The sequence below is a fragment of the Nocardioides sp. BGA-UO-ETr-FS32 genome (assembly GCF_059567905.1).
Window position 1 is genome coordinate 45,315 of the sequence record NZ_JCAQOX010000006.1, and the last position, 25,764, is coordinate 71,078.

Annotated in this window: 24 protein-coding genes and 1 riboswitch; of the genes, 6 read left to right on the forward strand and 18 right to left on the reverse strand. The window is 72.1% G+C overall.

Annotation, left to right across the window (positions count from 1 at the left end):
• The first annotated feature begins 5 nt into the window (after positions 1 to 5).
• The gene (locus AC57BS_RS02320; protein ID WP_496409881.1) at positions 6 to 707 is read left to right on the forward strand and encodes a peptidylprolyl isomerase; all 702 of its coding nucleotides are present in this window, start codon (positions 6 to 8) and stop codon (positions 705 to 707) included.
• Here the strand turns inward: AC57BS_RS02320 and AC57BS_RS02325 are convergent.
• Positions 694 to 1,140: an OsmC family protein gene (locus tag AC57BS_RS02325; RefSeq protein WP_496409882.1), complete on the reverse strand. Its 447-nt coding sequence runs from the start codon at positions 1,138 to 1,140 to the stop codon at positions 694 to 696. The two genes, AC57BS_RS02320 and AC57BS_RS02325, sit on opposite strands and share 14 nt — an antisense overlap.
• Before the next feature lie 47 nt (positions 1,141 to 1,187).
• Complete coding sequence (locus AC57BS_RS02330) at positions 1,188 to 1,331, reverse strand: hypothetical protein (protein ID WP_165356007.1); 144 nt, start codon at positions 1,329 to 1,331, stop codon at positions 1,188 to 1,190.
• 178 nt (positions 1,332 to 1,509) lie between these two features.
• Between AC57BS_RS02330 and AC57BS_RS02335 the strand changes: the two genes are divergently transcribed.
• The 5 genes from AC57BS_RS02335 to AC57BS_RS02355 all read left to right on the forward strand — a co-directional run bounded on the left by AC57BS_RS02335 (position 1,510) and on the right by AC57BS_RS02355 (position 9,635).
• On the forward strand, positions 1,510 to 2,331 hold the full coding sequence (locus tag AC57BS_RS02335; RefSeq protein ID WP_496409938.1) for a formate dehydrogenase accessory sulfurtransferase FdhD: 822 nt from the start codon (positions 1,510 to 1,512) through the stop codon (positions 2,329 to 2,331).
• Positions 2,332 to 2,418: 87 nt separating this feature from the next.
• Complete coding sequence (locus AC57BS_RS02340) at positions 2,419 to 3,609, forward strand: exonuclease SbcCD subunit D (protein ID WP_496409883.1); 1,191 nt, start codon at positions 2,419 to 2,421, stop codon at positions 3,607 to 3,609.
• A complete protein-coding gene (locus AC57BS_RS02345) occupies positions 3,606 to 6,629 on the forward strand; it encodes an AAA family ATPase (protein ID WP_496409884.1) in 3,024 nt (1,007 codons plus the stop codon). Before AC57BS_RS02340 ends, AC57BS_RS02345 begins: the two co-directional genes overlap by 4 nt.
• A gap of 70 nt (positions 6,630 to 6,699) precedes the next feature.
• Entirely contained in the window at positions 6,700 to 8,235 is a 1,536-nt protein-coding gene (locus tag AC57BS_RS02350; protein WP_496409885.1) for a TldD/PmbA family protein, read from the forward strand.
• The gene (locus AC57BS_RS02355) at positions 8,235 to 9,635 is read left to right on the forward strand and encodes a metallopeptidase TldD-related protein (protein ID WP_496409886.1); all 1,401 of its coding nucleotides are present in this window, start codon (positions 8,235 to 8,237) and stop codon (positions 9,633 to 9,635) included. The genes AC57BS_RS02350 and AC57BS_RS02355 overlap by 1 nt, the downstream gene beginning before the upstream one ends.
• A 30-nt stretch (positions 9,636 to 9,665) precedes the next feature.
• Here AC57BS_RS02355 and AC57BS_RS02360 read toward each other — a convergent pair whose 3' ends face one another.
• The 16 genes from AC57BS_RS02360 to AC57BS_RS02435 form a co-directional block, all read right to left on the reverse strand.
• Positions 9,666 to 9,941, reverse strand: a complete 276-nt coding sequence (locus AC57BS_RS02360) for a hypothetical protein (RefSeq protein ID WP_496409887.1) — start codon at positions 9,939 to 9,941, stop codon at positions 9,666 to 9,668.
• Positions 9,938 to 11,200: a hypothetical protein gene (locus AC57BS_RS02365; RefSeq protein WP_496409888.1), complete on the reverse strand. Its 1,263-nt coding sequence runs from the start codon at positions 11,198 to 11,200 to the stop codon at positions 9,938 to 9,940. The genes AC57BS_RS02360 and AC57BS_RS02365 overlap by 4 nt, the downstream gene beginning before the upstream one ends.
• A 29-nt stretch (positions 11,201 to 11,229) precedes the next feature.
• Positions 11,230 to 12,414: an SHOCT domain-containing protein gene (locus AC57BS_RS02370; protein ID WP_496409889.1), complete on the reverse strand. Its 1,185-nt coding sequence runs from the start codon at positions 12,412 to 12,414 to the stop codon at positions 11,230 to 11,232.
• A gap of 94 nt (positions 12,415 to 12,508) precedes the next feature.
• The gene (locus AC57BS_RS02375) at positions 12,509 to 13,795 is read right to left on the reverse strand and encodes a serine hydrolase domain-containing protein (RefSeq protein WP_496409890.1); all 1,287 of its coding nucleotides are present in this window, start codon (positions 13,793 to 13,795) and stop codon (positions 12,509 to 12,511) included.
• A 40-nt stretch (positions 13,796 to 13,835) separates the two neighbouring features.
• Positions 13,836 to 16,670, reverse strand: coding sequence for an aminomethyl-transferring glycine dehydrogenase (gcvP, locus tag AC57BS_RS02380; RefSeq protein ID WP_496409939.1), 2,835 nt, complete (start codon positions 16,668 to 16,670; stop codon positions 13,836 to 13,838).
• Between the two features lie 149 nt (positions 16,671 to 16,819).
• Positions 16,820 to 16,928, reverse strand: a riboswitch (glycine riboswitch).
• A 132-nt stretch (positions 16,929 to 17,060) separates the two neighbouring features.
• Positions 17,061 to 17,630, reverse strand: a complete 570-nt coding sequence (locus AC57BS_RS02385) for a MerR family transcriptional regulator (protein WP_496409940.1) — start codon at positions 17,628 to 17,630, stop codon at positions 17,061 to 17,063.
• Between the two features lie 278 nt (positions 17,631 to 17,908).
• Positions 17,909 to 18,376 (reverse strand): bifunctional nuclease family protein, encoded by a 468-nt coding sequence (locus tag AC57BS_RS02390; protein ID WP_496409891.1) that lies wholly within the window; start codon positions 18,374 to 18,376, stop codon positions 17,909 to 17,911.
• A 293-nt stretch (positions 18,377 to 18,669) separates the two neighbouring features.
• Positions 18,670 to 19,410: a transcriptional regulator FtsR gene (gene ftsR, locus AC57BS_RS02395; RefSeq protein WP_496409892.1), complete on the reverse strand. Its 741-nt coding sequence runs from the start codon at positions 19,408 to 19,410 to the stop codon at positions 18,670 to 18,672.
• 3 nt (positions 19,411 to 19,413) lie between these two features.
• Positions 19,414 to 19,941 carry a zinc-ribbon and FHA domain-containing protein gene (locus AC57BS_RS02400; RefSeq protein WP_496409893.1) on the reverse strand — a complete coding sequence of 176 codons (528 nt, stop codon included), beginning with the start codon at positions 19,939 to 19,941 and terminating at the stop codon, positions 19,414 to 19,416.
• 120 nt (positions 19,942 to 20,061) lie between these two features.
• Positions 20,062 to 20,448, reverse strand: coding sequence for a glycine cleavage system protein GcvH (gene gcvH / locus AC57BS_RS02405; protein ID WP_496409894.1), 387 nt, complete (start codon positions 20,446 to 20,448; stop codon positions 20,062 to 20,064).
• Positions 20,449 to 20,538: 90 nt separating this feature from the next.
• A complete protein-coding gene (locus tag AC57BS_RS02410; protein ID WP_496409895.1) occupies positions 20,539 to 21,282 on the reverse strand; it encodes a DUF881 domain-containing protein in 744 nt (247 codons plus the stop codon).
• Positions 21,275 to 21,607: a small basic family protein gene (locus tag AC57BS_RS02415; RefSeq protein ID WP_129454038.1), complete on the reverse strand. Its 333-nt coding sequence runs from the start codon at positions 21,605 to 21,607 to the stop codon at positions 21,275 to 21,277. Before AC57BS_RS02415 ends, AC57BS_RS02410 begins: the two co-directional genes overlap by 8 nt.
• The gene (locus AC57BS_RS02420) at positions 21,604 to 22,494 is read right to left on the reverse strand and encodes a DUF881 domain-containing protein (protein WP_496409896.1); all 891 of its coding nucleotides are present in this window, start codon (positions 22,492 to 22,494) and stop codon (positions 21,604 to 21,606) included. Before AC57BS_RS02420 ends, AC57BS_RS02415 begins: the two co-directional genes overlap by 4 nt.
• Positions 22,487 to 23,086 (reverse strand): cardiolipin synthase ClsA, encoded by a 600-nt coding sequence (clsA, locus tag AC57BS_RS02425; RefSeq protein WP_496409897.1) that lies wholly within the window; start codon positions 23,084 to 23,086, stop codon positions 22,487 to 22,489. Before clsA ends, AC57BS_RS02420 begins: the two co-directional genes overlap by 8 nt.
• Before the next feature lie 20 nt (positions 23,087 to 23,106).
• Complete coding sequence (locus AC57BS_RS02430; RefSeq protein WP_496409898.1) at positions 23,107 to 24,171, reverse strand: hemolysin family protein; 1,065 nt, start codon at positions 24,169 to 24,171, stop codon at positions 23,107 to 23,109.
• Positions 24,168 to 25,547, reverse strand: coding sequence for a hemolysin family protein (locus AC57BS_RS02435; RefSeq protein ID WP_496409899.1), 1,380 nt, complete (start codon positions 25,545 to 25,547; stop codon positions 24,168 to 24,170). Before AC57BS_RS02435 ends, AC57BS_RS02430 begins: the two co-directional genes overlap by 4 nt.
• Between the last annotated feature and the right edge of the window lie 217 nt (positions 25,548 to 25,764).

The window sequence follows — 25,764 nt, forward strand, 5'->3', positions numbered from 1 at the left end:
CCGGCATGCTGAAGCGACTCGCCACTGTGGCCGCCTGCCTGTCCGTCCTCGCCCTGTCCGCCTGCGGCAACGAGTCCGACGGCTCGGACACCGCGACGGACCCCTCCTCCGAGTCGTCGGAGGACTCGGCGGCGGCGGGCGAGACCACCACTTGCGAGTACCCCGAGGACGGCCAGGAGCCGGCCCGGGAGGTCGACGCACCCGACACCGAGGCCACGGCCGAGGGCACGATCCCGGCGACCATCACCACCAACTTCGGCGACATCGGCATCACCCTCGACGCCGCCACGACGCCGTGCACCGTGAACTCGTTCGCCTCGCTGGCCGAGCAGGGCTTCTACGACGACACCCCGTGCCCGCGCATCGGGGACCAGGAGGGCTTCGGCATCCTCCAGTGCGGCGACCCGACCGGCACCGGCTCGGGCGGCGCGGGCTACTCCTTCGCCGACGAGCTCAGCGGTGACGAGACCTACCCAGCCGGCACGCTCGCGATGGCCAACGCCGGTCCCGACACCAACGGCTCGCAGTTCTTCCTGGTGTTCCGCGACTCGCAGTTCCCGCCGAGCTACACCGTGTTCGGCACGATCGACGAGGCCGGCCTCGAGGTCATCGACGCCATCGCGGCGGAGGGCAACGACAACGCCCACCCCGCCGGCGGCGGTACGCCCAACAAGGACGTCACCATCGAGCAGGTCACGATCGGCTGACCGGCTCGTACACGACGTCCTCCCCCAGCTGCACCGTCCGCGAGACGGTGCACAGGCGGTCGCGCGACATCTCGACGGCCGCCTGGAGACGGGCGCGGGCGGCATCGCCGTCGGGCCCCTCGGGGAAGTCGACGTCGAACGAGACCCGCAGACCGGTCATGTGGTTGCCGTGCTCGTCGCGGACCTTGCGTCCCTCCGCGTGCACGTCGAACGTCGTGCTCGACGTGCGCTTGTGGGTGATGGCCTCCACGTCGAGCGCGCTGCAGCCCGCGATGGCGGCCAACAGCAGCTCGACCGGCGTGAAGTCGGGGTCCTCTCCCCCGGTGCCGAAGAAGGTCTCCCCGCCGCGGGCGTTGGTCGCCTTGAACCGGGCGGGCCCGATCCGGGCGATCTCGACGCTGCGGAGGTTCTCGTCGTGGGTGTCGTCCGTCATGACGACCACCCTGCCAGAGCCGTACGCGGCCCGGGCCCCTGCGAGGGTCAGCGGGTGGCGCGACGCGACGCGCGACGGGCGCGCCGCTCCTCGCGGCGGGCGATCTCCACGTCGCGCAGGAGCGCCCGGTCCTCGGTCGACCGTGCTCGCGCGTCAACGAGGCTGATGGCGAGGTGCAGCTGCGGGTTCATGGAGGTCAGTCCTTCCGAGGGCGTCCGGCCCTCACGTGGCGAGCAGATGATGTAAGAGGTAGCCGCTCCTTTGCGGCTCTTACATTCTACGGAGCGCGAGCCGCGCCCCATGCATCAGCGACGGGGTGATCTCGGCCACCAGTCGCGTGGCCCCGAGGGCTAGGGTCGACGCGTGACGATGCAACGAGCACGACGGCCCGGACCCTCGGTCCGCACCCGCGTCGTCGAGCACACCGTCGACGCCGAGGTGGTCCGCGAGGACCGGCTCGTCACCGAGGAGCCGCTGGAGATCCGCGTCCGGGCCGGTGGGCTCGACCCGCGTCGGGCGTGGGTCACGATGCGCACGCCGGGACACGACTTCGAGCTTGCCGCGGGATGGCTGGTCAACGAGGGACTCGCCGCACCCGGCGCAGTGACGCAGGTCGCCTACTGCACCGACGCCGACCTGACGCCCGACCAGGAGCTCAACGTCGTCACGGTGTCCCTCGCCGCCGGCACGGACCTGCCCCACCGGCACGTCGCCGCGTCAGCGGGGTCCTCCGCCTGCGGTGTGTGCGGCAAGGACAGCGTCGCCGACGCGCTCGCCACCCGCACCGCTCCCCCGTGGTCGGGCACGCGCCCCGACGCGGAGGTCGTACGCCGCCTGCCGGAAGCACTGCGCGAGCGCCAGGTCCTCTTCGCGCGGACCGGCGGCGTCCACGCAGCCGGGTTGGCCGACGCCGACGGGACGATCCTCGTCGTGCGCGAGGACGTCGGACGCCACAACGCCGTCGACAAGGTGGTCGGTGCCCGGGTGCTGGCGGGCGAGTCGCCCGCGGCGGCGTGCCTCGTGCTGAGCGGCCGGGTCGGCTTCGAGCTGGTGCAGAAGGCCGCGGCGAGCGGCATCGGATCGATCGTCGCGGTCGGGGCGCCGACCAGCCTCGCCGCGCGGCTCGCCGTCGAGGCGGGCATCGACCTCTGGGGCTTCACCTCGGCGGGTCGTTCGGTGAGCTACACCTGAGCCCGGGGCGAGGATCGACCGGGGCTTGATGCGCTCCCCGCGGCGTGGTGGCCCGGCGCTGTCGGTGCCGCGATCTACGGTCGCAGTGTGCGCATCCTCCACACTTCCGACTGGCACCTGGGGAGGTCCTTCCACCGCGAGGACCTGCTCGGCCACCAGGCCGCGTTCGTCGACCACCTCCTCGAGGTCGTCGCCGCGGAGGAGGTCGACGTCGTCGTGGTCTCGGGCGACGTCTACGACCGCGCGCTCCCCCACGTCGACGCCGTCGCGCTCGCCGACGAGACCTTCGCGCGACTGGCCGCCTCCCGCGCCCAGGTCGTCGTCAGCAGCGGCAACCACGACAGCGCCCAGCGCCTCGGCTTCGGCTCGCGCCTGATGGACGCCGCGGGCGTCTTCGTGCGGACCGACCCCACCTCGGTGGGCACCCCCGTGGTGCTCTCCGACCGCCACGGCGACGTCGCGATCCACGCCCTCCCCTACCTCGACCCGTCCGCGCTCCTCGGACCGTGGGCACTGGGTGCACGCAGTCACGAGGCGGCACTGTCGGAGGCCATGACCCGGGTGCGTACGGACCTCGCCGCCCGTCCCGCGTCGACCCGCTCGGTGGTGCTCGCCCACGCCTTCGTCGCCGGCGCGACGCCGTCGGAGTCCGAGCGCGACATCAGCGTCGGCGGGGTCTCGCGCGTCGCGACCAGCGTCTTCGACGGCATCGACTACACCGCGCTCGGCCATCTCCACGGGCGCCACGTCCTGGCCGACGGCCTGCGCTACTCCGGCTCCCCCCTGGCCTATTCCTTCTCCGAGGCCGACCACGTCAAGGGGTCGTGGCTGGTCGACCTCGATGCCACGGGCTTCGGCTCGGCCAGCTGGGTCGACGCACCGGTCCCCCGGCGCCTCACCCGACTCACCGGCACCCTCAAGGGCCTGCTCTCCGACGCCTCCCTCACCGAGCACGAGGACGACTGGGTGCAGGTCACCCTCACCGACAGCCGCCGACCGGCCCGCGCGATGGAGCAGCTGCGCCGCCGCTTCCCCCACACCCTCGTCCTGCAGTTCCCGAGCGTGGCCGGCGAGGGTCAGGTCCCCGCCCGTCCTGCGGCCGGCACCAGCGACCACGCGATCGCCCTCGACTTCGTCCGCCACGTCCGTGGGTCGAAGGCGACCAAGGCCGAGTCGGCGCTCCTCCTCCAGGCCATCGACGCCTGCTGCCACGACCCCGAGCAGGACGTCGCCGTCCGCGCCGGGGCCGCGACCGGACGTCCGGATGGTGCGGCATGAGGCTGCACCACCTCGAGATCGTCGGCTTCGGTCCCTTCGCCGACCCGGTCTCCATCGACTTCGACACCCTGTCCGACGCCGGGCTCTTCCTCCTGAGCGGGCCGACGGGCGCCGGGAAGTCCAGCGTCCTCGACGCGGTGTGCTTCGCCCTCTACGGCGACGTCCCCGGCGACCGCGCCGTGGCCAAGCGCCTGCGCTCCGACCACGCCGGGCCCGACGTCGTCCCGCGGGTCGTGCTCGAGGTGACCCTGTCGGGCCGCCGGTTCCGGATCGACCGCTCGCCGGCGTGGGTCCGTCCCAAGAAGCGCGGCACCGGCACCACCACCGAGCAGGCTCGCGTGGTGATCTCCGAGCACCGGGCGGGAGTCACCGACGGCGATTCCGCCGAGGCCGACGAGGGCGCCTGGCAGCCGCTCAGCACCCGCCTCGACGAGACCGGCCATCTCGTGACCCGCCTGGTCGGGATGACGCTGCCGCAGTTCTGCCAGGTGGCGATGCTCCCGCAGGGCCGGTTCCAGGCCTTCCTCCGGGCCCGCTCCGAGGAGCGCCACGCCTTGCTCCAGCAGGTGTTCCAGACAGGCCGGTTCGACCGCACCGAGCGGTGGCTGCGCGATCGTCGCGTCGAGCTCCGTCGGACGTCCGAGGAGCACCGCGCCACCGTCGCCGACCTCGTCAGCCGCATCAGCGAGGTCGGCGGGGACGTCGCCCCCGAGGACTGGTCGGCCGACCCGGGCTCGCTCGACGCATGGCTCACCGGGCTCACGGAGTCCGCGGTGGCCGCATCGGTCGAGCAGGCCGTCGTCGTCGAGGCGGCAGCGGCCGCGGAGGTCGCGGCGGCGGAGGCGAGTGCCGCCGGGATCGAGCTCGCCGGGCTGCGCGCCACCCATGCGGCTGCCCGCCGTGCATGGGCGGCCGTCGAGGCTGCCGCGCAGGAGCACGCGAGCCGCAAGCGCCGTGCCGACAAGGCCCAGCGGGCCACCGCGGTGCTGTCGTTGCACGAGCTGGCCGCCCAGTCCCGCGCCGACGTGGCCGGGCTCGAGCGCGACTGCTCGGCGGCGCTCGCGACCCTGGTCGACCTGCTCGACGACCCCCCGCTGGACGCCCAGGCCGTCGCCGAGCTCGGGCGCACGGCCACCCGCGCCCTCACCGACATCGCCAGGGTCCGGCCGCTCCAGCGACAAGCCCTCGACCTGCACCGGCAGCTTGCCCGTACGACACGGGCTCGGGAGGCGACCGACGTCGAGCTGCGGCGGGTCGACGCCCGCGCGGCTGCCGTGCCCCACGAGCTCACCGACCTCGCACCGGTCCTCGAGGCCGCCCGCGAGGCCCTCGCGGCGACCGACACCCTCGAGCGCGACCTCGACGTGCTGCACGGCCGGGTCCGTGCCGCGCGCACTGCCGAGACCCTGACCTCGCAGCTGGTCTCCGCCGAGAAGGCGCTCGCCGAGGCGACCTCGGCGCGGTTGCTGGCCAGGGAGGCGCTCGTCGAGATCCGTGAGCAACGGCTCGACGGGATGGCCGCCGAGATCGCCGTCAAGCTCGCCGTCGGGGCGTGCTGTCCGGTGTGCGGCTCCGCCGAGCACCCCTCCCCCGCCTCCCCCGCGCCCGGCGCGCCCGACGACGCGACCGAGCGTGAGGCGCGCCGTGAGGTCGACGACCTCGAGGTGGTCGTCGAGGCCCATGCCCAGCAGGTCCGCGGGCTCGAGACCCGTCTCGCCGCGGCTCTCGCGGAGTCCGGCGAGCCCGTCGAGCGCCTCCTCGTCGAGGAGGAGGACGTCCTCGCACGCCTCGACCGCGCACGGACCGTCGGCGCCACGGTCGAGGCACACGCCGCCCGGGTCGCCGAGCTCGAGGCGGAGCAGGACGGCCTGGTCCGCGAGCGCGAGGCGCTGTCGGCCGCGCTCGCGCGCCACGACACCGAGGCGGCCGTGCTCGCGTCGAGGCTCGACGACCTGCGCGACCAGATCGCCGCCGTCGTCCCCGCCGGGGTGGACGGCGCCGACGGCGCTGACCTCGACGCCCTCACCGCACACCACCAGCAGGTCGAGGCACTCGCCCAGCGCCACGCCGACCTCACCGCCGACCTCCTGCGCGCCCGCGCCACCGCGACCAGCACCCAGGCTGCGGCCGACGAGGTGGCTGCGACGGCCGGCTTCGACTCCTCGGCCGCCGCGGCGGCGGCCTGGCTGGGCGAGGACGAGCTCGCCGCCCTGGTCCAGGCCATCGAGCGCCACGAGCGCGAGGTCGCCCGGGTGAGCGAGCTGCTGGCCGACGACGACCTCGTCCGCTCTGCCAGCGCGCAACCGCCCGACCTCGAGGCGCTCGCCCTCGCCCACCACCGCGCCAAGGAGCAGGCCGCCGCGGCGCGCCACCGCGACATGGGTCTGCGCGACCGCGGTCGTCGGCTCCGCGGCCTCTCCGAGGAGATGACGTCGGCGCTCGCCGCCTGGCAGCCGGTCCTCACCGAGCTCGACCTCGTCACCGACGTGGCAGCGATGGTCGAGGGCAAGCACGCCGACAACCGCCTCCAGATGCGCCTGTCCGCCTACGTCCTCGCACACCGCCTCGGCCAGGTCGTCGACGCCGCCAACCTCCGGCTGTCGACGATGAGCGACCAGCGCTACTCGCTCGTCCACACCGGCCGGCGCGGCGCCGGAGAGACGCGCGGCGGGCTGAGCCTGCTCGTGCGCGACGACTGGACCGGCGACAACCGCGACCCGGCCACGCTGTCGGGCGGCGAGACGTTCGTCGTGTCCCTCGCGCTCGCCCTCGGGCTCGCCGACGTGATCACCGACGAGGCCGGCGGCACCGACCTCGAGACCCTGTTCGTCGACGAGGGATTCGGCTCGCTCGACGCCGAGACCCTCGAAGGCGTCATGGACACCCTCGACACCCTCCGCGACGGCGGTCGGGTCGTCGGCGTGGTCAGCCACGTCCCCGAGCTCCAGACCCGCATCCCCACCCAGCTGCGGGTGCACCGGGGCCGCACCGGCAGCCACACGACCCTCTCCCTCGCCTAGTCGGCCGTGGCGCGCGCACGCCCGGGAGGTCGTGCGTACGCCGCGTGCACGCTCGGCTAGGTTCGTGCCCATGAGTGCGCCCGGGCTCGACCCGACCTTCAGCGACCTGCCGCACCGCCGGCTCGGCGAGGTGGCCCTCTCCCGGGCCCAGGAGCTCGGTGCCAGCCACGCGGACTTCCGCTTCGAGCGCAACCGCTACCAGTACCTCGGCGCCCGCGACGGCGTGCTCCAGACCGCCAGCGACGCCGAGGACCTCGGTTTCGCGGTCCGCGTCGTCCACGAGGGCGCATGGGGGTTCGCCTCCGGCGTGGTGCTCACCGACGACGAGGCCCGGCGCGTGGCCGAGACGGCTGTCGCCGTCGCCAGGGTGGCCGCCGCGATGACCACCACGCCCGTCGAGCTCGCGCCCGAGCCCGTCCACGACGACGTCACCTGGGTCTCCGGCTACGACGTCAACCCGCTCGACGTGCCCACCCGCGACAAGTCCGCGCTCCTCGTCGACTGGACCGAGCGCCTCCGCTCCGGTGCCGCCGTCGCGCACGCCACGGCGTTCCTCCAGCAGGTCCAGGAGAACAAGTACTACGCCGACCTCTCCGGCACCCGCACGACCCAGCAGCGCGTACGCCTCCAACCGGGCTTCGAGGCCACCGGCGAGGACGCGGAGACCGGGATCTTCGACTCCATGGCGTCCATCGCGCCGCCCGTCGGCCGCGGTTGGGAGTACCTCACCGACGGCCACTGGGACTGGGACGCCGAGCTCGCGGAGGTGCCGGAGCTCCTCGCGGAGAAGCTCCGGGCGCCCAGCGTCGAGGCGGGGACGTACGACCTCGTCGTCCACCCCTCCAACCTCTGGCTCACCATCCACGAGTCCATCGGTCACGCGACCGAGCTCGACCGTGCGCTGGGCTACGAGGCCAACTACGCCGGCACGTCGTTCGCGACCTACGACAAGCTCGGCACGCTCCAGTACGGCTCTCCGGTGATGAACGTCCGGGGCGACCGCACCCAGGAGCACGGCCTGGCCACGGTGGGCTACGACGACGAGGGCGTGCAGACCCAGGCCTGGGACATCGTGCGCGACGGCGTCCTGGTCGGCTACCAGCTCGACCGCGCCATGGCTCACCTCAAGCCCGAGCTCTCGGGGCTCGACTCGGGGCAGGGCCGCTCCAACGGCTGCGCGTACGCCGACTCCCCCGGCCACATCCCGATCCAGCGGATGGCCAACGTGTCGCTGGTGCCCGGCGCCGAGGGGCTCAGCACCGACGACCTGATCTCGAGGGTCGAGCGCGGCATCTACGTCGTGGGCGACAAGTCGTGGTCGATCGACATGCAGAGGTTCAACTTCCAGTTCACAGGCCAGCGGTTCTACAAGATCACCGACGGCAAGCTGGACGGCATGCTGCGCGACGTCGCCTACCAGGCGACCACGACCGACTTCTGGGGGTCGATGGAGGCCGTCGGCGGGCAGGACACCTGGCTGCTCGGCGGCGCGTTCAACTGCGGCAAGGCCCAGCCGGGCCAGGTCGCGGCTGTCAGCCACGGCTGCCCGACAGCGCTCTTCCGGGGCGTCAACATCCTCAACACCATCGACGAGGCAGGCCGCTGATGACGACCACCCTGCGCACCACGGCCCAGCAGCTCGTCGAGCACGCGCTGGCGACCTCCACCGCCGACGACTGCATCGCCATCGTCCGCGACGTGACCAGCGCGAACCTGCGCTGGGCCAACAACACCCTCACCACCAACGGCGTCATGACCGAGGTCTCGGTGACCGTGGTCAGCTTCGTCGCGGTCGACGGCGGGACGGCGACCGGGTCGGTGTCGGGCAGTGCCTCGACGACCGAGCAGGTGACCGCCCTCGTCGAGGCCGCGGACGCCGCCGCACGCGCCGCATCGCCCGCCGAGGACGCGGCCGAGCTCGTGGCAGACGTGGCCTCGTCCGACTGGGACGTGGAGCCGGAGACCACCGACATCGGCGTCTACGACGCCTTCGCGCCAGCGCTCGGCGATGCCTTCGCCGAGGCCACCGCCGAGCGGCGACTGCTCTACGGCTTCGTCAACCACGACGTGACCACGACCTACCTCGGCTCCAGTCGCGGGCTGCGGCTGCGTCACGTCCAGCCCACCGGCCACTACGCGTGCACCGGCAAGGACGACGCCCTGACACGCAGCGCGTGGACGGGCGGGGCGACGCGCGACTTCCGCGACGTCGATGCCGCCGCGATGGCTGCCACCGTGAAGCAGCGGCTGGGCTGGGCCGAGCGGCGGGTCGACCTCCCGGCGGGTCGCTACGACACGATCCTGCCTCCCTCCTCGGTCGCCGACCTGATGATCGACGCCTACTGGGGCGCCGGCGCCCGCGTCGCGCACGAGGGCGAGTCCGTCTACAGCCGCCGTGGCGGCGGCACCCGGATCGGCGACAAGGTCGCCGCGCCCGGCGTGAGCCTGTTCTCCGACCCCGCCTACGCCGGACTAGAGTGCGCGCCCTTCGTGGTCACCGGGGCCTCGGACAACACCGACTCCGTCTTCGACAACGGTCTCCCGCTCGAGCGCACCGACTGGATCCGAGACGGCCTCCTCACCGGGCTCATCCAGACCCGGCACTCGGCCCGGATGACCGGCCAGCCGGTCACCCCGATGATCGACAACCTGGTCCTCGAGGTCGGCGACGGCGCCGGCACCGTCGACGACATGGTCGCCGGGACGCAGCGCGGCCTGCTGCTCACCTGCCTGTGGTATATCCGCGAGGTCGACCCGCAGTCCATGCTCCTGACCGGTCTCACCCGCGACGGCGTCTACCTCGTCGAGGACGGCGAGATCGTCGGCGCCGCCAACAACTTCCGCTGGAACGAGAGCCCGATCGACCTGCTCAACCGCTTCAGCGCCGCCACGGACACGGTGCCGAGCTTCAGCCGCGAGTGGGGCGACGACTACTTCTCACGCACTGCCACGCCCGCGCTCCGGATCCCCGACTTCAACATGTCGAGCGTCTCGCAGGGCGTGTGAACGGGGTCGGAGCTGGGGCCTGAGCGGTCGTCACTGCAGGCGCTGCACGCGTACGCGGTAGTCGCCGCTGTTGTCGCCGTCGATGTCGGAGTCGCGCGTCCTGGAGATGTGGCGCACCTTCTCGCGGTGCCCCTGCACGGGTTGCGCCGAGATCAGGGTGTCGCGCTCGTAGGCGTGGGACTTGTCGGTGTTGCGGTAGTAGCGGTACAGCGACCAGTAGGTCGCGACCGCGCCGGCAGGACCCGCGGCGAGGAGCCACAGCGGGGCCTCGTCGCCGGAGGTGGCCCAGACGATCGCGTCGATCATGCCGTCGCCACCAGGATCGCGCCGGCGATGCCCTCGAGCACCGTTCCGACGGTCAGGGCCGCGGCGATCAGGCGCGGCTGGGAGACCGGGACGCTGCCCATCGTCTCCCCCGTGCGGGCGTTGACCGCGATGTAGTGCAGCATGCGGGTGTTCTCCTGGTAGTAGGAGTAGAGCCACACGGGCAGGTACATCGAGACCCACCGCGAGCCGCCGACGTCGACCTTCTCGGCCTCCCAGCGCACCCCCCGGTCGAACTCGCCCAGCGTGTCGTGGACCTGGGCGCGACCGATCGAGAGCAGCTGGTCCTCCAGGACGGGCTGCAGCTCGGACACGTCGAGGTCCCGCTTCTCGCTGGTGAACCCGACGAGGTAGCTGGAGTTCCACTTCACGGCGTTCTTGGTGTCGAACGGCAGGACCGTGTTCACGATGTTGTTGGTCGTGCCCGAGCCGAAGTCCGCGCGGTCCGCGGCACCCTCGACCGTCAGGTCGTCGACGGTGAAGGCGACTGAGCGGTCGACCCGGTAGACGTCGGCGGCGTAGTAGGTGACCGAGTTGTCGCCCTGCTTCTCCGTCCACCGGCGCGTCTGCACCTCGCCCTGCCCGACGTACGCCGCCTCCGCGCGGGCGTCGATCACGAGGTAGGGCAGGTAGACGCCCAGCACGTTCTCCGGGACGAATTCCTTCTTGAACCGCGGGTGGGCGAAGAGGCGCCGCTTCGATGCGAACGCGCGGATCTTCTCCACCGCCTCGTCGCGGGTCAGCCGGAACGGCAGCACCGCGTCGGGCACCGCGCCGTTGGGCGTGCGCTGGTTGACGTTGAGGGTGTGCCGGCACCAGTGGCACCGGGCGTTCATCGCGTGGGCGGTGTCGACCACGACGTCGGCGCCGCACCCGCCGCACGTCATCGTGATCACGTCGTCGTCGCTGGAGATCTCCTCGGCACCGCCTGCCACGACGGTCCCCTCGAGGTCGTCGATCCCCACGCCGAGCCCGAGCTCCTCCTCGACGCGCGCCTCCTGCCACTGGTGGCGGCAGAACAGGCAGACCAGCATCTCGGTCGACCCGCGCAGCCGTACGTCGGTGGAGCCGCACTTCGGGCAGCGGTTGAGACCGTCGGACAGCGACTCGTTGACGGTGTCGATGTCGGGGCCGGCCTCGGGCTCGGCGCGCGCGGCCGCGAGCTCTTCCTCCAGCGACAGCGGCGGACCGTCGAACGGCGACTCACGCGGCTCGCGCGGCGGGGTGGCGTCCTGTGTCATCCGAGACGTCCTCTCAGAGCCCAGCGCCCTCAGAGGCCCAGCGCCTTGGCCTTCGCAGCGTCGTAGTCCTCCTGGGTGATCAACCCGGCGTCCAGCATCTCCTTGGCGCGCTTGAGCACCGCGACCGGGTCCTCGGCGGCGGGAGCGGCGGGAGCGGGTGCCGCCGGGGCGGCCGGGGCCGCTGCAGGCTGGGTCGGCTGCTGGAGCCCGCCGAGCCCCATCCCGCCCGTGGCCATGCCCATCCCGACCAGCCCGCCGGGACCGGCGTTCTCACCGGCCGCCTCGATGCCGGCGGCGACCGACGCCTGGAGGTTGGAGTTGCCGCGGTTGCCCGAGAGGGCGTCGGCGCGCTGGACGTTCTTCAACAGCTCGCGGGTGTTCTCGTCGTACTCGATGGAGATGATGGCCGTCTTGGCGATCTCGAGCCCGCGGTCGGTACGCCAGCGGTAGTTCTCCTCCACCGCCGCCGACAGCGACTGGGCGAACCCGACGGAGTCCTGCTGGAGCCGGCTGATCCGGTTCCCCTTGGCGGGATCGTTGGTGTACATCGAGAACGCGGGCGCCAACGACCCGACGACCTCGTTGAACAGCTGCTCGCCGGCCGGGTTGTCGAGGTCGGTGAAGTCGAAGACGCCCTTGCCGCTGATCACGCCCGCGGACACGAAGTTGCGGATGAAGGTCAGCGGGTCGGTGATCTTGAGGGTGTAGGTGCCGCGGGTGATCGCGCCGACCTGCGTGTTGAGGAACGCGTCGTCCCAGTAGATCTCCGACTGGGTGCCGAACTTGTTGTTGGGCAGCTCCTTGAGCGCGACGAAGACCGCGGTCTGCTGCGACCCGGGCCGGCCGCCGAACTTGAAGCGCTCCCAGCTCTGCTTGATGATCGCGTCGACGAGCCCGCCGCCGGTGAAGACCGACTGCGACGCGGCCTCGTCGGAGTCCCACACGTAGCCGCCGGGCTGGGCGGCGAATCCGGTGAAGGCGCCGTCCTCGATCAGGACCAGCCCGTAACCCTCCGGCACGACGATCTTGGAGCCGTTGGTGATCACACCCTCCGAGGCGCGATCGTTGGCGCCGCGGCCGGCGTTCTCGCCCTTGCGGACCGCCGGGAACAGCGCGGCGGTGGCGGGGAGCCCGTCCGGCACGCCGAAGAAGTCGAGCCACTGGTCCGCGAGCGTCCCACCGACGGCGCCGCTGACTGCCTGGAAGAGTCCCATGCCGAATCCCATCCCTCGGGTCCAAGGTGCGGGGCGGGTCCGCCCGCACGTCGTCGGCGCCCTCCCGTCGGGCCGACGGCGGCAACCCTAGCGGTCAGCGGGGGTGCCCGCCGGGGATGTCGACGTCCGGGTCGTACGGCGTGCGCGTGTAGACGAAGGTCGCGCACTCGAGGTGGTGCACCGAGCCGTCGGGCCGGCGCACGACCTGCAGTCGCTCGCCGCGGTGGTAGCCCAGCGTGCCGACCAGGCCGCCGTCGACGACCTCGAAACGGTCGGTCACCACGTTGCCCCGCGCCATGGCTCGCAGCTCGAGCCCCTCGTTGTGCCAGCGCACGTCGTACGCCGTGTTGCCCCAGAACCACAGGCCGGGCACCCCGTACGCCTCGGGCGGCAGCACGACCGTGGGCCGCCAGGGTGCGGGCCGGGAGTCGTCGGCGTCGGGGTCGCCCTCGATCAGGGACACGGCGAGGTCACGCGGGTTGATCCCGGTGGTGGCGTTGGTGAGCACGGCGGCACCGATCCCGCTGCCGGGGTCGACGTGCAGGGCCGCGAGGAACCCGGGCATCGATCCGTTGTGGCCGACCAGCCGGCCGCCGGGGTGCATCCCGAGCATCAGGCCGAGGCCGTAGTCGGGCGTCACCGGCCGCTGCATCTCCTCCAGGGAGTCCGGTGACAGCACGTCGGGCCGCGCCCCGCCGAGGACCTGTCCCCAGGTGACCAGGTCTGCCAGCGTCGACCAGAGCTGACCCGCGGGCGCCATCGCACCGGTGTCGGTCAGCGGCTCGTGGACCCGGATCCCGGTGAAGTGGTCGACGCTCCACCCCGGCTGCGCGCCCGGACGGGGCAGGTAGGACGTGGCGCGCATCCCGAGCGGCTGCAGCAGGCGCTCGGCGACGAGGTGTCGCCACGGCGCTCCGAGACGACGGGCGACCACCTCGCCGAGCAGGCCGTAGCCGAGGTTGGAGTAGTGGAACCACTCCCCTGCGCCGGCGACGCGTCCGCTGCCGTCGTTGGCCCGCGCCAGGGCTGCGAAGTCCCCGCCGCGGGTGCGCTCCCACCAGGGTCCGCGGGGTTCGCTCTGCATGCCCGAGGAGTGCGCCAGGGCGTCGCGGATGCTCGCCTCGCCGTAGCCGACGTCGCCAAGGTGGGCCGACAGCGGGTCGTCGAGGTCGAGCAGGCCGGCGTCGCGGGCCTGCATCACCAGCGCGGCCGTCATCGTCTTGGTGATCGAGCCGATGCGGTACTGGCCGTCGAGCCCCGGCGCCTGGCCCGCGCCGCCGGCCCACACCGCGCCGTAGCGGTCGAAGACGGCACCGACCACGGACGTCAGCCGGCCCTCGGCCTGGGCGACGTCCAGCAGTCGCTGACGCTGGTCACTCACGGCAGCGACCCTAGAGCACCCCGAGCGGGCCAGGGCCGGTTCAGTCCTGGGCGAACGCCTCGGGCGGCGGGCACGCGCAGACCAGGTTGCGGTCGCCGTACGCCTGGTCGATCCGCGCCACGGGGGGCCAGTACTTGTCGGGGTCGATGCCGCGCGGGAAGACACCCACCTCCCGCGAGTAGGGCCGGTCCCACTCACCGACGAGCGCGCGGGCGGTGTGGGGTGCGTGGCGCAGGGGCGAGTCCTCCGGGGTCCACTCCCCCGCCTCGACCCACGCGATCTCCTCGCGGATGGCGATCATCGCGTCGCAGAACCGGTCGATCTCGGCGAGGTCCTCGGACTCGGTCGGCTCGACCATCAGCGTCCCCGCGACCGGGAACGACATGGTCGGCGCGTGGAAGCCGTGGTCGACCAGACGCTTGGCGACGTCGTCGACGGTGACGCCGCTGGCCTTGGTGATCCCGCGGAGGTCGAGGATGCACTCGTGGGCGACGAGGTCGCCACGGCCGCGGTAGAGCACCGGGAAGTGATCGCCGAGCCGGTGCGCGATGTAGTTGGCCGACAGCACCGCCACGGCCGTCGCGCGGGTCAGGCCCTCGGCGCCCATCATCCGGATGTAGGCCCAGGTGATCGGCAGGATGCCGGCCGAGCCGTACGGAGCCGCGCTGATGGGTCCGATCCCCTCGCGCTTGTCGGCCTCGGGGTGCCACCCGTGCGAGGGGAGGTACGGCGCGAGGTGGGTGCGTACGGCCACGGGACCCACGCCGGGACCGCCGCCGCCGTGGGGGATGCAGAAGGTCTTGTGCAGGTTGAGGTGGGAGACGTCGCCACCGAACTCGCCCGGCTTGGCATAGCCGAGCAGCGCGTTGAGGTTGGCACCGTCGACGTAGACCTGGCCGCCGTGGTCGTGGACGATCTTGCAGAGGTCGGTGATGGTGTCCTCGTAGGCCCCGTGGGTCGACGGATAGGTCACCATGATCGCGGCCAGCGTGTCGGCATGCTGGCCGCACTTGGCGCGCAGGTCGTCGAGGTCGACCGAGCCGTCGTCGGAGGCCTTGACCACGACCACCTTCATCCCGGCCATCACCGCCGAGGCCGCGTTGGTGCCGTGGGCCGAGGACGGGATCAGGCAGACGTCACGGATCGGTTCACCGCCGTCGGCAGACCGGTCGGCAGCGTGGTAGCCCCGGATGGCCAGCAGCCCGGCGAGCTCACCCTGCGAGCCGGCGTTGGGCTGCACGGAGACCTTGTCGTAGCCGGTGACCTCCGCCAGCCACGCCTCGACGTCGTCGACGAGCTCGCGGTAGCCGGTGGCGTCCTGGGCGGGCGCGAAGGGGTGCAGGTCGGCGAAGCCGGGCAGGCTGATCGGCTCCATCTCCGTCGTCGCGTTGAGCTTCATCGTGCACGAGCCGAGCGGGATCATCCCGCGGTCGAGCGCGTAGTCGCGCGAGGACAGCCGGTGCAGGTAGCGCAGCATCTGGGTCTCGCTGCGGTGGGAGTTGAAGACCTCGTGGGTGAGGAAGTCGGTGGTGCGGTGCAGTTCGTCGGGCAGCCCCGAGGTCTCGTCGGCGGCCGGAGCCACACCGAACGCCCGGAGGACGGCGGCGACCGTGGAGTGGCTGGTGCGCTCCGACGTGGAGAGCCCGACGTGGTCGGCGTCGATCAGGCGCAGGTGCAGCCCGACCTGGCGCGCGGCGGCGACCACCTCGCCCGCACGGCCGGGCACCGCCACGGTCAGGGTGTCGAACCAGGTGTCGTTGACGACCTCCACTCCCCCGGCCCGCAGCGACGCGGCGATCCGGTTGGCGTGGTCGTGGGTGCGTCGCGCGATCCGGCGCAGTCCCTCGGGACCGTGGTAGACGGCGTACATCGACGCCACGACGGCCAGAAGCACCTGCGCGGTGCAGATGTTGGAGGTCGCCTTGTCGCGGCGGATGTGCTGCTCGCGCGTCTGCAGGGCCAGCCGGTAGGCCGGGCGGCCCTCCGCGTCGACGGAGACTCCCACGAGACGTCCGGGCAGGTGCCGCTCGAGGCCGGCGGCCACCGACATGAAGCCGGCGTGCGGGCCGCCGTAGAACAGGGGCACGCCGAAGCGCTGGGACGACCCGACCACGACGTCGGCGCCGAGGGTGCCCGGCGCCTCGAGGAGCGCGAGGGACAGGATGTCGGCGGCGACGACCGCGAGGCCGCCGCGCTCGTGGACGGCGTCGATGACCGGCCGCGGGTCGAGGACGGCACCCGAGGCGCCGGGGTACTGCACCAGCACGCCGCACAGCTCGCCGTCAGGCAGCCCGTCGCGCAGGTCCGCCACGACGACCTCGATGCCCATCCCCTCGGCGCGGGTGCGGATCACGTCGATGGTCTGCGGGAGGGCGTCGGCGTCGACCACGAACGGTCCGCTGGCGTTGCGCTGGGCCCGGCGTACGAGCGTCATCGCCTCGGCGGCAGCGGTCCCCTCGTCGAGGAGGGACGCGTTGGCGGTCGGCAGGCCGGTGAGGTCGGCGACGACGGTCTGGAAGTTGAGCAGCGCCTCGAGGCGGCCCTGCGAGATCTCCGGCTGGTAGGGCGTGTACGCGGTGTACCAGGACGGGTCCTCGAGCACGTTGCGGCGGATCACGGGCGGGGTGATGGTGGCGTGGTAGCCCAGGCCGATCATCGCCTCGGCTGGACGGTTCTGCGAGGCGAGCGTACGCAGCGCGCGAGCGGTGGCCTCCTCGTCCAACGGGTCGGGCAGGTCGAGCCCGGCAGCCGTACGGATCCCGCCGGGGACCGCGGCGGACATGAGCGACTCGAGCGAGTCGTGGCCGACCGCCTCCAGCATGCGCGCGACCTCGGCGTCGTCCGGTCCGATGTGGCGGGCGACGAACTCACCCAGGCCGTCGGTGCTGGTGACACCGGTCGAGGCGGTGTCCGTCGGGGTGGTGTCCGTCGAGGTGGGGGTCGGGCTGGCGTCGGGCACGGGGGGCTCCCTGAGGTCGCGTCACGTGACCTCCCCCTCTGTCGGTCCGGTGACCTCCAGAGTGCCAACCCGTTGCGGTCCGGGTGCCTGAGAGGTTCCGGGGAGGAATTGCCCCTTCGGCGCACGGCCTCCCGGCCAGGTGACCGGTCGCCGTGACTCTCCCGCATGGGATGTCGGCGTCGTCGAGTCTAGCCCCCGCCGTCCGGGCGCCCATGCCGAAGGTGGGGGAAAGAGACACAGGAAATGGGCGACGCCGCCCGGTGTCCGGGCGGCGTCGTCGGAGGATCGTGCGGTGCGTGCGCGTGCTCAGCCGGTCTGGCGGGCCGCACGCCGGGCGGCGAGCTCGTCACCCGGGAGGGTGGCGGCCGGCTCCTCGGCGGTCCGCTCGGAGGGGAGCTCCGCGAGCGTGCCCTCGATCTCGCGCCAGACTCCGCCGATGGCGATGCCGAAGACGCCCTGGCCACCCTGGAGCAGGTCGATGACCTCGTCGTTGCTGGTGCACTCGTAGACCGAGGCGCCGTCGCTCATCAGCGTCACGCGCGTGAGGTCGTCGGTGCCGCGCTCGCGCAGGTGGGCGGTCGCGGTGCGGATCTGCTGCAGCGAGATGCCCGCGTCGAGCAGCCGCTTGACGACCTTGAGGATCAGGATGTCGCGGAAGGAGTAGAGCCGCTGCGAGCCCGAGCCGGCGGCGCCGCGCACGCTGGGCTCGACCAGGCCCGTACGGGCCCAGTAGTCCAGCTGGCGGTAGGTGATGCCGGCCGCGTTGCAGGCCGTCGGCCCGCGGTAGCCGGTGTCGCTCGGCAGCGGCGAGACGTCGTCGGCGAAGAGCAGCCCCTGCTCCTCGGCGAGGTCGGCGGCCTCGGTCGCAGCCTTCACTCGGGCGGCGTCTGCGCCGTGTTCGTTCTCGTTGCTAGCCACTGCGACCCTCCAGGTCAGTTCCTCCGCTGAGCGGTAACTCCTGGGGGAAGGACCCGCCGAGCGGCCGGAGGACCGACAACCACAGCGGTGGAGTTACAACAGAGACAGTTCAAGGTAAGCCCGACGGTGCGGGTTGTCCATCCACGCCACGGCGTGTCGCAACCCTCAACCTCAGGTTGAGGGTCACTGTTGCTGGTGGGGCCGGAGTGCCGTCGACGCCGACCGGTGCCAGGCGTTCAGTGCGCCTCGAAGTCGTCGGGCGAGACGTGGTCGAGGAACTCGCGGAACCGCTCGACCTCGTCCTCCTGCTCGGCCGGGACCGCGAGACCGGCCTCCTCGAGCACCGACTCGGCGCACACGATGCGGCTGCCCGTGCGCAGAGCCAGGGCGATCGAGTCCGAGGGCCGGGCCCCGACCTCGGCACCGCCGTCGAACGCGAGCTGCGCGAAGAACACGCCGTCCTGCATGTCGACGATCCGCACCTCCTCGAGCCGCTGGCCCGTGGCCTCCAGCACGTCGCGCATCAGGTCGTGCGTCAGCGGGCGCGGCGGCGTGACGCCCTGCTGGGCGAAAGCGATGGCCGTGGCTTCGACGGCACCGATCCAGATCGGCAGGTAGCGCTCCCCCGTCACCTCGCGCAGGAGCACGATCGGCTGGTTGGAGGGCATCTCGACGCGGACTCCGACGACGTCCATTTCGCGCATGCCTCCAGACTACTCACGTGTCCTGACTGTGCGGGGCACCCACCTGGACCGGCCGATGCTGGGCCGTCCGCCGCCATCCCGAGGCCTGTCGGACGACCAGAACTCCGCGGGCCGTCGTCCCGTCACGGTCCCGGTCGGCACCCCGGGAGGGTTCCGTACGTCCGACGCGCCGCGGCCTGTCGGACAGGAGGAAGGCCCGCCCCGGGCCCCGGCCCAGCCGGCGTACGCCGACACGACCGGGGTTCGTCCTGTCCGACAGGCCGTACGTCCGACACGCCGCCGGCCGACGGCAGTCAGCCGCGGTCGAGGCCGACCTTCACGAGCGTGGCGTGCAGACGCACCGACAGGGCCGCGATCTCGGAGGTCGCGTCCTCGGCCCGACCGCGTGCGGCCGCGTCGCGACCGCGGGCGAGCGGCGCCACCACCTGCTGCACCAGACCGACCTCACGGTCCGCGGCGGTCTTGAAGGCGCGGAGGTGGCGGGGCTCGAACCCGAAGTCGGCGAGCTCGCGCGCGGTCTGGGCGACGACCAGGGCGTCGCTGTCGAAGTGACCCGTGCCCGTGCGTGCGGCGACGAGCCCGTACTGCTCGAGCTGGGCGAGCAGGTCCTCGGAGATGTCGGCCACCTTGATCAGCTCGCGTCGCGAGAGGCGCAGGTCGCTGGAGCGACGGAACGACTCGGGGCTGGGCAGCCCGTCGGAGCTCAGCGCCACCTTGGGCACTGTCGGTACGACCGACTCGATCGCCGGCGGCTCGAGGCCGCGGTCGATGGCGTCGAGGTGGTCACCGATCACCTTGAGCGGCAGGTAGTGGTCACGCTGCATCAGCAGGATGTAGCGCAGCCGCTCGACGTCGTCGCCGGAGAACTTGCGATAGCCCGCGGCCGTCCGCTCGGGCTTGACCAGGCCCTGCTCCTCGAGGAACCGGATCTTGGGGATGGTCACGCCCGGGAAGTCGGAGCGGAGCTGGTCGAGGACCTGCCCGATGTTGTAGCGGGCGCCGCGACTCGAGCCCGCGGACGTCGAGGCACTCACGGATCAGTGGTCCGGGTGGGAGGAGAAGAAGACGAGGCGGTACTTGCCGATCTGGACCTCGTCTCCGTCGTTGAGCTCGACGGAGTCGATCCGGTCGCGGTTGACATAGGTGCCGTTGAGGCTGCCGACGTCGCTGACGCTGTAGCCGTTGCCGGACCGGCGGAACTCTGCGTGCCGACGCGAGACGGTCACGTCGTCGAGGAAGATCTCGCTGTCCGGGTGGCGCCCCGCGCCCACGACCTCGGTGTCGAGCAGGAAGCGGCTGCCGGCGCTCGGGCCGCGCTGCACCACCAGCAGCGCGTGACCGGCCGGGAGCGCGTCGACGGCTGCGGCGTCGACCGGGCTGAGCTGCCGGTCGGACGACTCACGCTGATCGGGAGCCCCGAACGTGATCGTCGCGGTGGACTCGACCTGGCTTGGCTCGACCGGGCTCGCGCCCGTGTCCTCCCCGCCGAGCAGCCTGGTGCCGCACTGGGCACAGAAGCGGGCATCGTCAGGGTTCTGCTTGCCACAGGCGGTGCAGAACGGCATGGGGAACTCCTCGACGGATCGACGCTGAACCCTCAGGCGAGGGTTGAGGTTGACGGTTGTCCCGAACCTACCAGTCCCGCCATGGACACGGCGGGCGATCCGGCAGTGATCGGGTGCTGGTCAGCCGGCCAGGCCGGCCTGGTAGGCGGCGGCGTCCATCAGGCCGTCGACCTGGGCGGCGTCGGACACGCTGACCTCGAAGAGCCAGCCTGCCTCGTAGGGGTCGCTGTTGACGAGCTCGGGCGTCGAGTCGAGGGCCGGGTTGGTGGCCACGACCTCGCCGGTCACCGGCGCGTAGATGTCACTGACCGACTTCGTCGACTCCAGCTCGCCGCACGTCTCCCCTGCCGTCACCTGGTCCCCGACCTGCGGGAGCGAGACGTACACGATGTCGCCGAGCGCGTCCTGCGCGAAGTCGGTGATCCCGATCCGCACCGAGCCGTCGGTGTCCCCGGGCGTACGCACCCACTCGTGCTCGCTGGTGTACTTGAGGTTCTCCGGATACACGTGGGCTCCTTGGGTGTGTGGGCTGGATCAGGTGGACCGGGGTGGATCGGGTGGATCGGGTGGATCGGGTGGATCGGGCTGCCCGGCAGGCTACTGGCCGGTGCCGAACTCCGCATACTCAGGTCGGACGGCCTCGCGGACGCTCGTGATCTCGACGGCCTCGAGCTCCTCGACGGTCACGGTGGCTCCGTCGAGGCCCTCGAGGGTCTCGATCGGGCCGGTGGAGAAGCTGAGCGCCGTACGCAGGATGTGCGGGTCGCCGATCACGTCGAGGACGTAGGGCGGCTCGAGCAGCTGGTCGTCGAGCTCGATGCCGCCGACCGCGTTCTCGAAGGAGCTGTCGGCACCGAGCCTCACCTCGTCGTTGAACTCCATCGCCTCGGCGCCCGCGGTGCGCAGCTCCTGGACGGTGTCGAGCAACGAGCCGACGGCGACCCGCCCGGTGCTCTCGGTGATGGTCACCCGCAGCCCGGGGCCGGTCACCGGCACCAGGCCGGCGATGATGTTGAGGGTCCGCACCCGCTGCTCGGCCTCGTCGAGTGCGGCCGCTCGGGCCTGGTTCTCGTCGCGCAGCTCGTCACGGCGGCTCTCGAGGCGGTCGACCTCGCGTCGCGCCCGCTCCGCGGTGCCGGTGAGGCCGTCGAGCACCTCGATCAGCTCGCTCTCGCGGAGGCCGGCGTAGGTGTCGTTGGCCTTGGTGTCGCGCACCTGGACCACGAAGGCGAAGCCGAGGACGGCCAGCAGCACCGCGACGACCGCCTGCCGGCGCGAGGGTACGAGCGAGGGCCGCGGCCGGTCGGGCGCGTCGGGCGTGCCGGGCTCGTCGTCACGCATGGAACACGTGCCTGCGGATCGCTGCGACGTTGGAGAAGATCCGGATGCCGAGCACGACGATCACGCCGGTGCTCAGCTGCGATCCGACGCCGAGCTGGTCGCCGAGGTAGACGATCGCGGCGGCGACGACGACGTTGCTGACGAACGAGACGACGAAGACCTTGTCGTCGAAGATCCCGTCGAGGTAGGCGCGCAGGCCGCCGAACACGGCGTCGAGCGCGGCGACGACCGCGATGGGCAGGTAGTTCTGCAGGCTGAGCGGCACGTCGGGGGCGAACACGAGGCCGGCGATGATGCCGAGGAGCAGGCCAAGGGCGGCGATCACGGCGAGCTCCCCTCTCCATCCGGTCCGCTGTCGGGGTCGGCGTTGAGCTCGATCACATCACGAAGGATGCGCTCGGGTGCAGCCGGCAGGCGGATGTCGTCGACATTCTGCGGGGTGTAGACAAAGTCCAGCCCGTTGACGAGCGCGAACCACTCCTGGCCCTGGCTGGTCTGCAGCAGCCGCGCCTGGAGCGTGCGGGGGTCGCCGATCACGGACACGGTGTAGGGAGCGTTGACGGGCCGGCCGTTGACGTGGATCGCCCGGTTGGTGTTGCGGATCCCGCCGAGCGCGTTGAGCCTCTGGTCGTTGATCGCGATCGCTTCCGCACCGGCCTCCCACAACCCGTCCACGAGCGTGGCGAGGTCCTCGTCGACGACCTCGCTGTCCACGCCCGCATCGGGCGCGCTGTCGACCGTGATCCGCACGCCCGGGCCGTTGACGACGGAGTAGCCGGTGAGGAACTCGGCCCGCTGCACCCGCGACCCGATGTCGTCGAGCTGGCCCTGGATCGTGGTGTTGCGGCTGGCGACGGCTGCGTTGGAGCGGGTCAGGTCCCCCACCTCGGCCTGCAGCGACTGCAGGTCGTCGCTGCGGCTGTCGATCTGCTCGATCAGGGCGGCGCGACTCAGCTCGTCGACGGGAGCCTGCCGGTCGGTCTGGGCGGCGACCACCGCCGTCATCACTCCGAGCGCGGCGACGGCCAGCACGCTGGCCCAGTGCGGGCGGACGGCTCGAGGGCGTACGTCACCCGACGCCGCGCGCTTCTGCGCGACGTGGGCGTAGTCCTCGTCCATCGACCGCGCCGTGATGAGGGTCAGCAGCGGCGTGGTGACGTGCGCGGGCAGCGGGCGCTCGGGTGCCTGCGTCGCCCCCTGCTGCTCATCCATGGTCGCTCGCCGTCGACGTACGCCGCGGGGTCTCCCGCAGCAGCGTGCGCACCTGCCACGCGTAGAGGACGCCGGCCCACCAGTACAGGCCGATCCCCCACCACGCGAAGGCCCAGCCGAAGTTGCGCGCGAGCGTGGCCACGACACCGTCGCCCTCGCCGAGCAGCAGCAGCGGGAAGGCGTAGAGCAGGTTGAAGGTGGCGGCCTTGCCGAGGAAGTGCACCGGCAGTGCGGAGAAGCCACGGGTGCGCAGGATCGGCACCAGCCCCCAGAGGAAGAGGTCGCGCAGCGGGAGGGCCAGGGCCACCCACCACGGGATGATGTCGCGCAGGAAGAGCCCGATGACCACCGCCAGGATGTAGAGCCGGTCGGCCACCGGGTCGAGGATCTCGCCGAGCCTGGAGTACTGGTCGAGGCGCCGGGCGAGCCAGCCGTCGAGGAAGTCGGTGAAGCCGGCGACCATCAGCACGACGAGCGCGATCGCGTCCGCCTCGGGCCCGAGCACCAGCCAGAGGAACAAGGGCACGCCGGCCAGCCGCACCACACTGACGATGTTGGGCACGGTCCAGACGCGGGACGCTTCCTCGGACACGCTCAGACCCTATCCAGCGCTCAGTGCGCGTCGGCGCCGGACACGTCGTGGTGCGCTGCGTCGCGGATCTCCCCGACGAGCTCCTCGAGGACGTCCTCGAGGGCGATCAGGCCGACGACGGTCCCGTCGCGCTCCACCACGCGGGCCATGTGGGCGCCCTTGACCTGGAGGCTCTCCAGCGCCTCGTGCAGCAGGTCGTCGGGGTGGACCGACGCGAACGGGCGGATCCACTTGTCCTCGATGACCCGCGATCGCTTGTCGTCGTCGGACTCGAGGGCGTCCTTGATGTGGAGGTAGCCCAGGAGGGAGCCGTCGGCGCCGGCCACCGGGAACCGGCTGAAGCCGGTCGCGGCGCACACGGCCTCGACGTCCGCGACGGTCGAGCCGGGCGCGACCGTGGCGAGGGTGCCCGGGGTCATCAGGATCGACGACACCGACTTCTCCGTGAACCCGAGCGCGCCGGCGAGCCGGTCGTACTCGTCGGCCTCGATCAGCCCCTCGCCGCGGGACTCCTCGACGAGCGCGGCGACCTCCTCGCGGGTGAAGCTGGAGTGGACCTCGTCCTTCGGCTCGATGCGCAGGAGCCGGAGGACCCCGTTGGCGACCATGTTCATGCCGCCGATCACCGGCCGGAGGACGGTGACGATCACCATCATCGGCGGGCTCAGGACCATGGCGACCCGGTCGGCACCCGCGAGGGCGATGTTCTTGGGGACCATCTCGCCGAGGACGACGTGGAGGTAGACCACGATCGACATCGCCACCACGAACGAGACCGGGTGCAGCAGGTCGTCCGGGAGGCGGGCGGCGTGGAACACCGGCTCGAGCAGGTGGGCCACCGCGGGCTCGCCGATCGCACCGAGGCCCAGCGAGCACACCGTGATGCCCAGCTGGGCGCCCGCCATGACGAGCGAGACGTTCTCCATCGCGCGCAGCGTCGTACGCGCGGCTCGCGAGCCCTCCTGGGCGCGCGGCTCGATCTGGCTGCGACGAGCCGCGAGCAGCGCGAACTCGGCGCCGACGAAGAATGCGTTGAGGGCGAGCAGCACGACGGCCAGGCCGACGCCGAAGAGGTCGCTGTTCATCGACGTCCCCCCTCGGAACCGGATCCGGACCCGGACTCCGACTCCGCCGCGACGACGCGCAGGTCGAGCCGGTCGATGCGCAGTCCGTCCATCCGCTGGACGGTCAGCGTCACCAGGCGCTCGCGCGGCTCGTGGGGGTCGGTCCGGTCAGGCACCGGGAGCTCGATGCGGTCACCGGGCTCGGGGATCTTGCCGAGCTCGCGCATCACGAGACCGCCGACGGTGTCGTAGTCCTCGTGGTCAGGCAGCTCGACCTCGGTGACGTCCTCCACCTCGTCGGGGCGCAGGAGGCCGGAGAGGGTCCAGCTGCCGTCGCGGCGCTGCCGGATCCGGGCGCCGAGGCGGTCGTGCTCGTCGGAGATGTCACCGACGATCTCCTCCACGACGTCCTCGAGCGTCACGATGCCGGCGTGGCCGCCGTACTCGTCGAGCACGACGGCCATCTGGAAGCCGTCCTGGCGCAGCAGGGCGAGGAGCGGGTCGAGCCGCAGGCTGTCGGGCACGACGACGGGCTTGACCATCACGTGCTTGATGCGGGTGGTCGAGCGCTCGTGCACGGGTACGGCGACCGCGTGCTTGACGTGCACGGTGCCGACGACGGTGTCCTCGGCGTCGAGCACGGGGAACCGGGAGTGCCCGGTCTGGCGGGCCAGGTCGATGACCGCGGAGACCCGCTCGCCCTCCTCCACCGTCGTGGTGCGTACACGCGGGGTCATGATCTCGCCGGCGGTGCGGCTGCCGAACTCGACCGAGCGCTCGACGAGCTCGGCGGTGTCGGCGTCCAGGGTGCCCTGGTCGGCCGAGCGCTGGACGAGGGAGGCGAGCTCCTGGCTGCTGCGCGCCGACCGCAGCTCCTCCTGGGGCTCGATGCCCAAGCGCCGCACGATCGCGTTGGCCGAGCCGTTGAGCACCCGGATCGGGCGGCTGGTCATGGCGGTGAAGCCGCGCATGAAGCCCTGGGTGGCCCGGGCGGTCGCCAGCGGCCGGGCGATCGCGATGTTCTTGGGCACCATCTCACCGAAGATCATGGTGACGACCGTGCCGAGGACCAGGCCGAGCGTCAGCGCGAGCGGCGAGACCGCCCCGTCGGGGATGCCGGTCGACGCCAGCGGTTCGCGGATGAGGTCGGCGATCGCCGGCTCGGCGAGGAAGCCGATCGCCAGGTTGGTGACGGTGATGCCGACCTGCGCTCCGGAGAGCTGGGTCGACAGCGACCGGAGCGCGAGCTGGACGCCGCGGGCGCCCTCGTCGCCGTCAGCGGCGGCACGCTCGACGCTCGGCCGGTCGACGGTGACGAAGGAGAACTCCGCGGCGACGAAGAGGCCGCAGGCCGCCACGAGGGCCAGGGAGGCGAGCAGGAGCAGGAAGGGGGTCACGACGCGCACCCGGTGCCCGGTGCGGTCGTGCGGGGACTTTGACTCTCGTCCATGGCGGGTGCTGCAGGCTCCTTCGTGCGGGTCGTGCCGGGGTCTCGGCGAGACCACAGGCTAACGGCTGGGACCATCTCGGCCCCAGTCGTCGTGTCGCTTTGGGGAGCGGGCCCGACCAGCCCTACTGTTGCGCCCACACAGGGGCGGACGACAGGACCCTCAG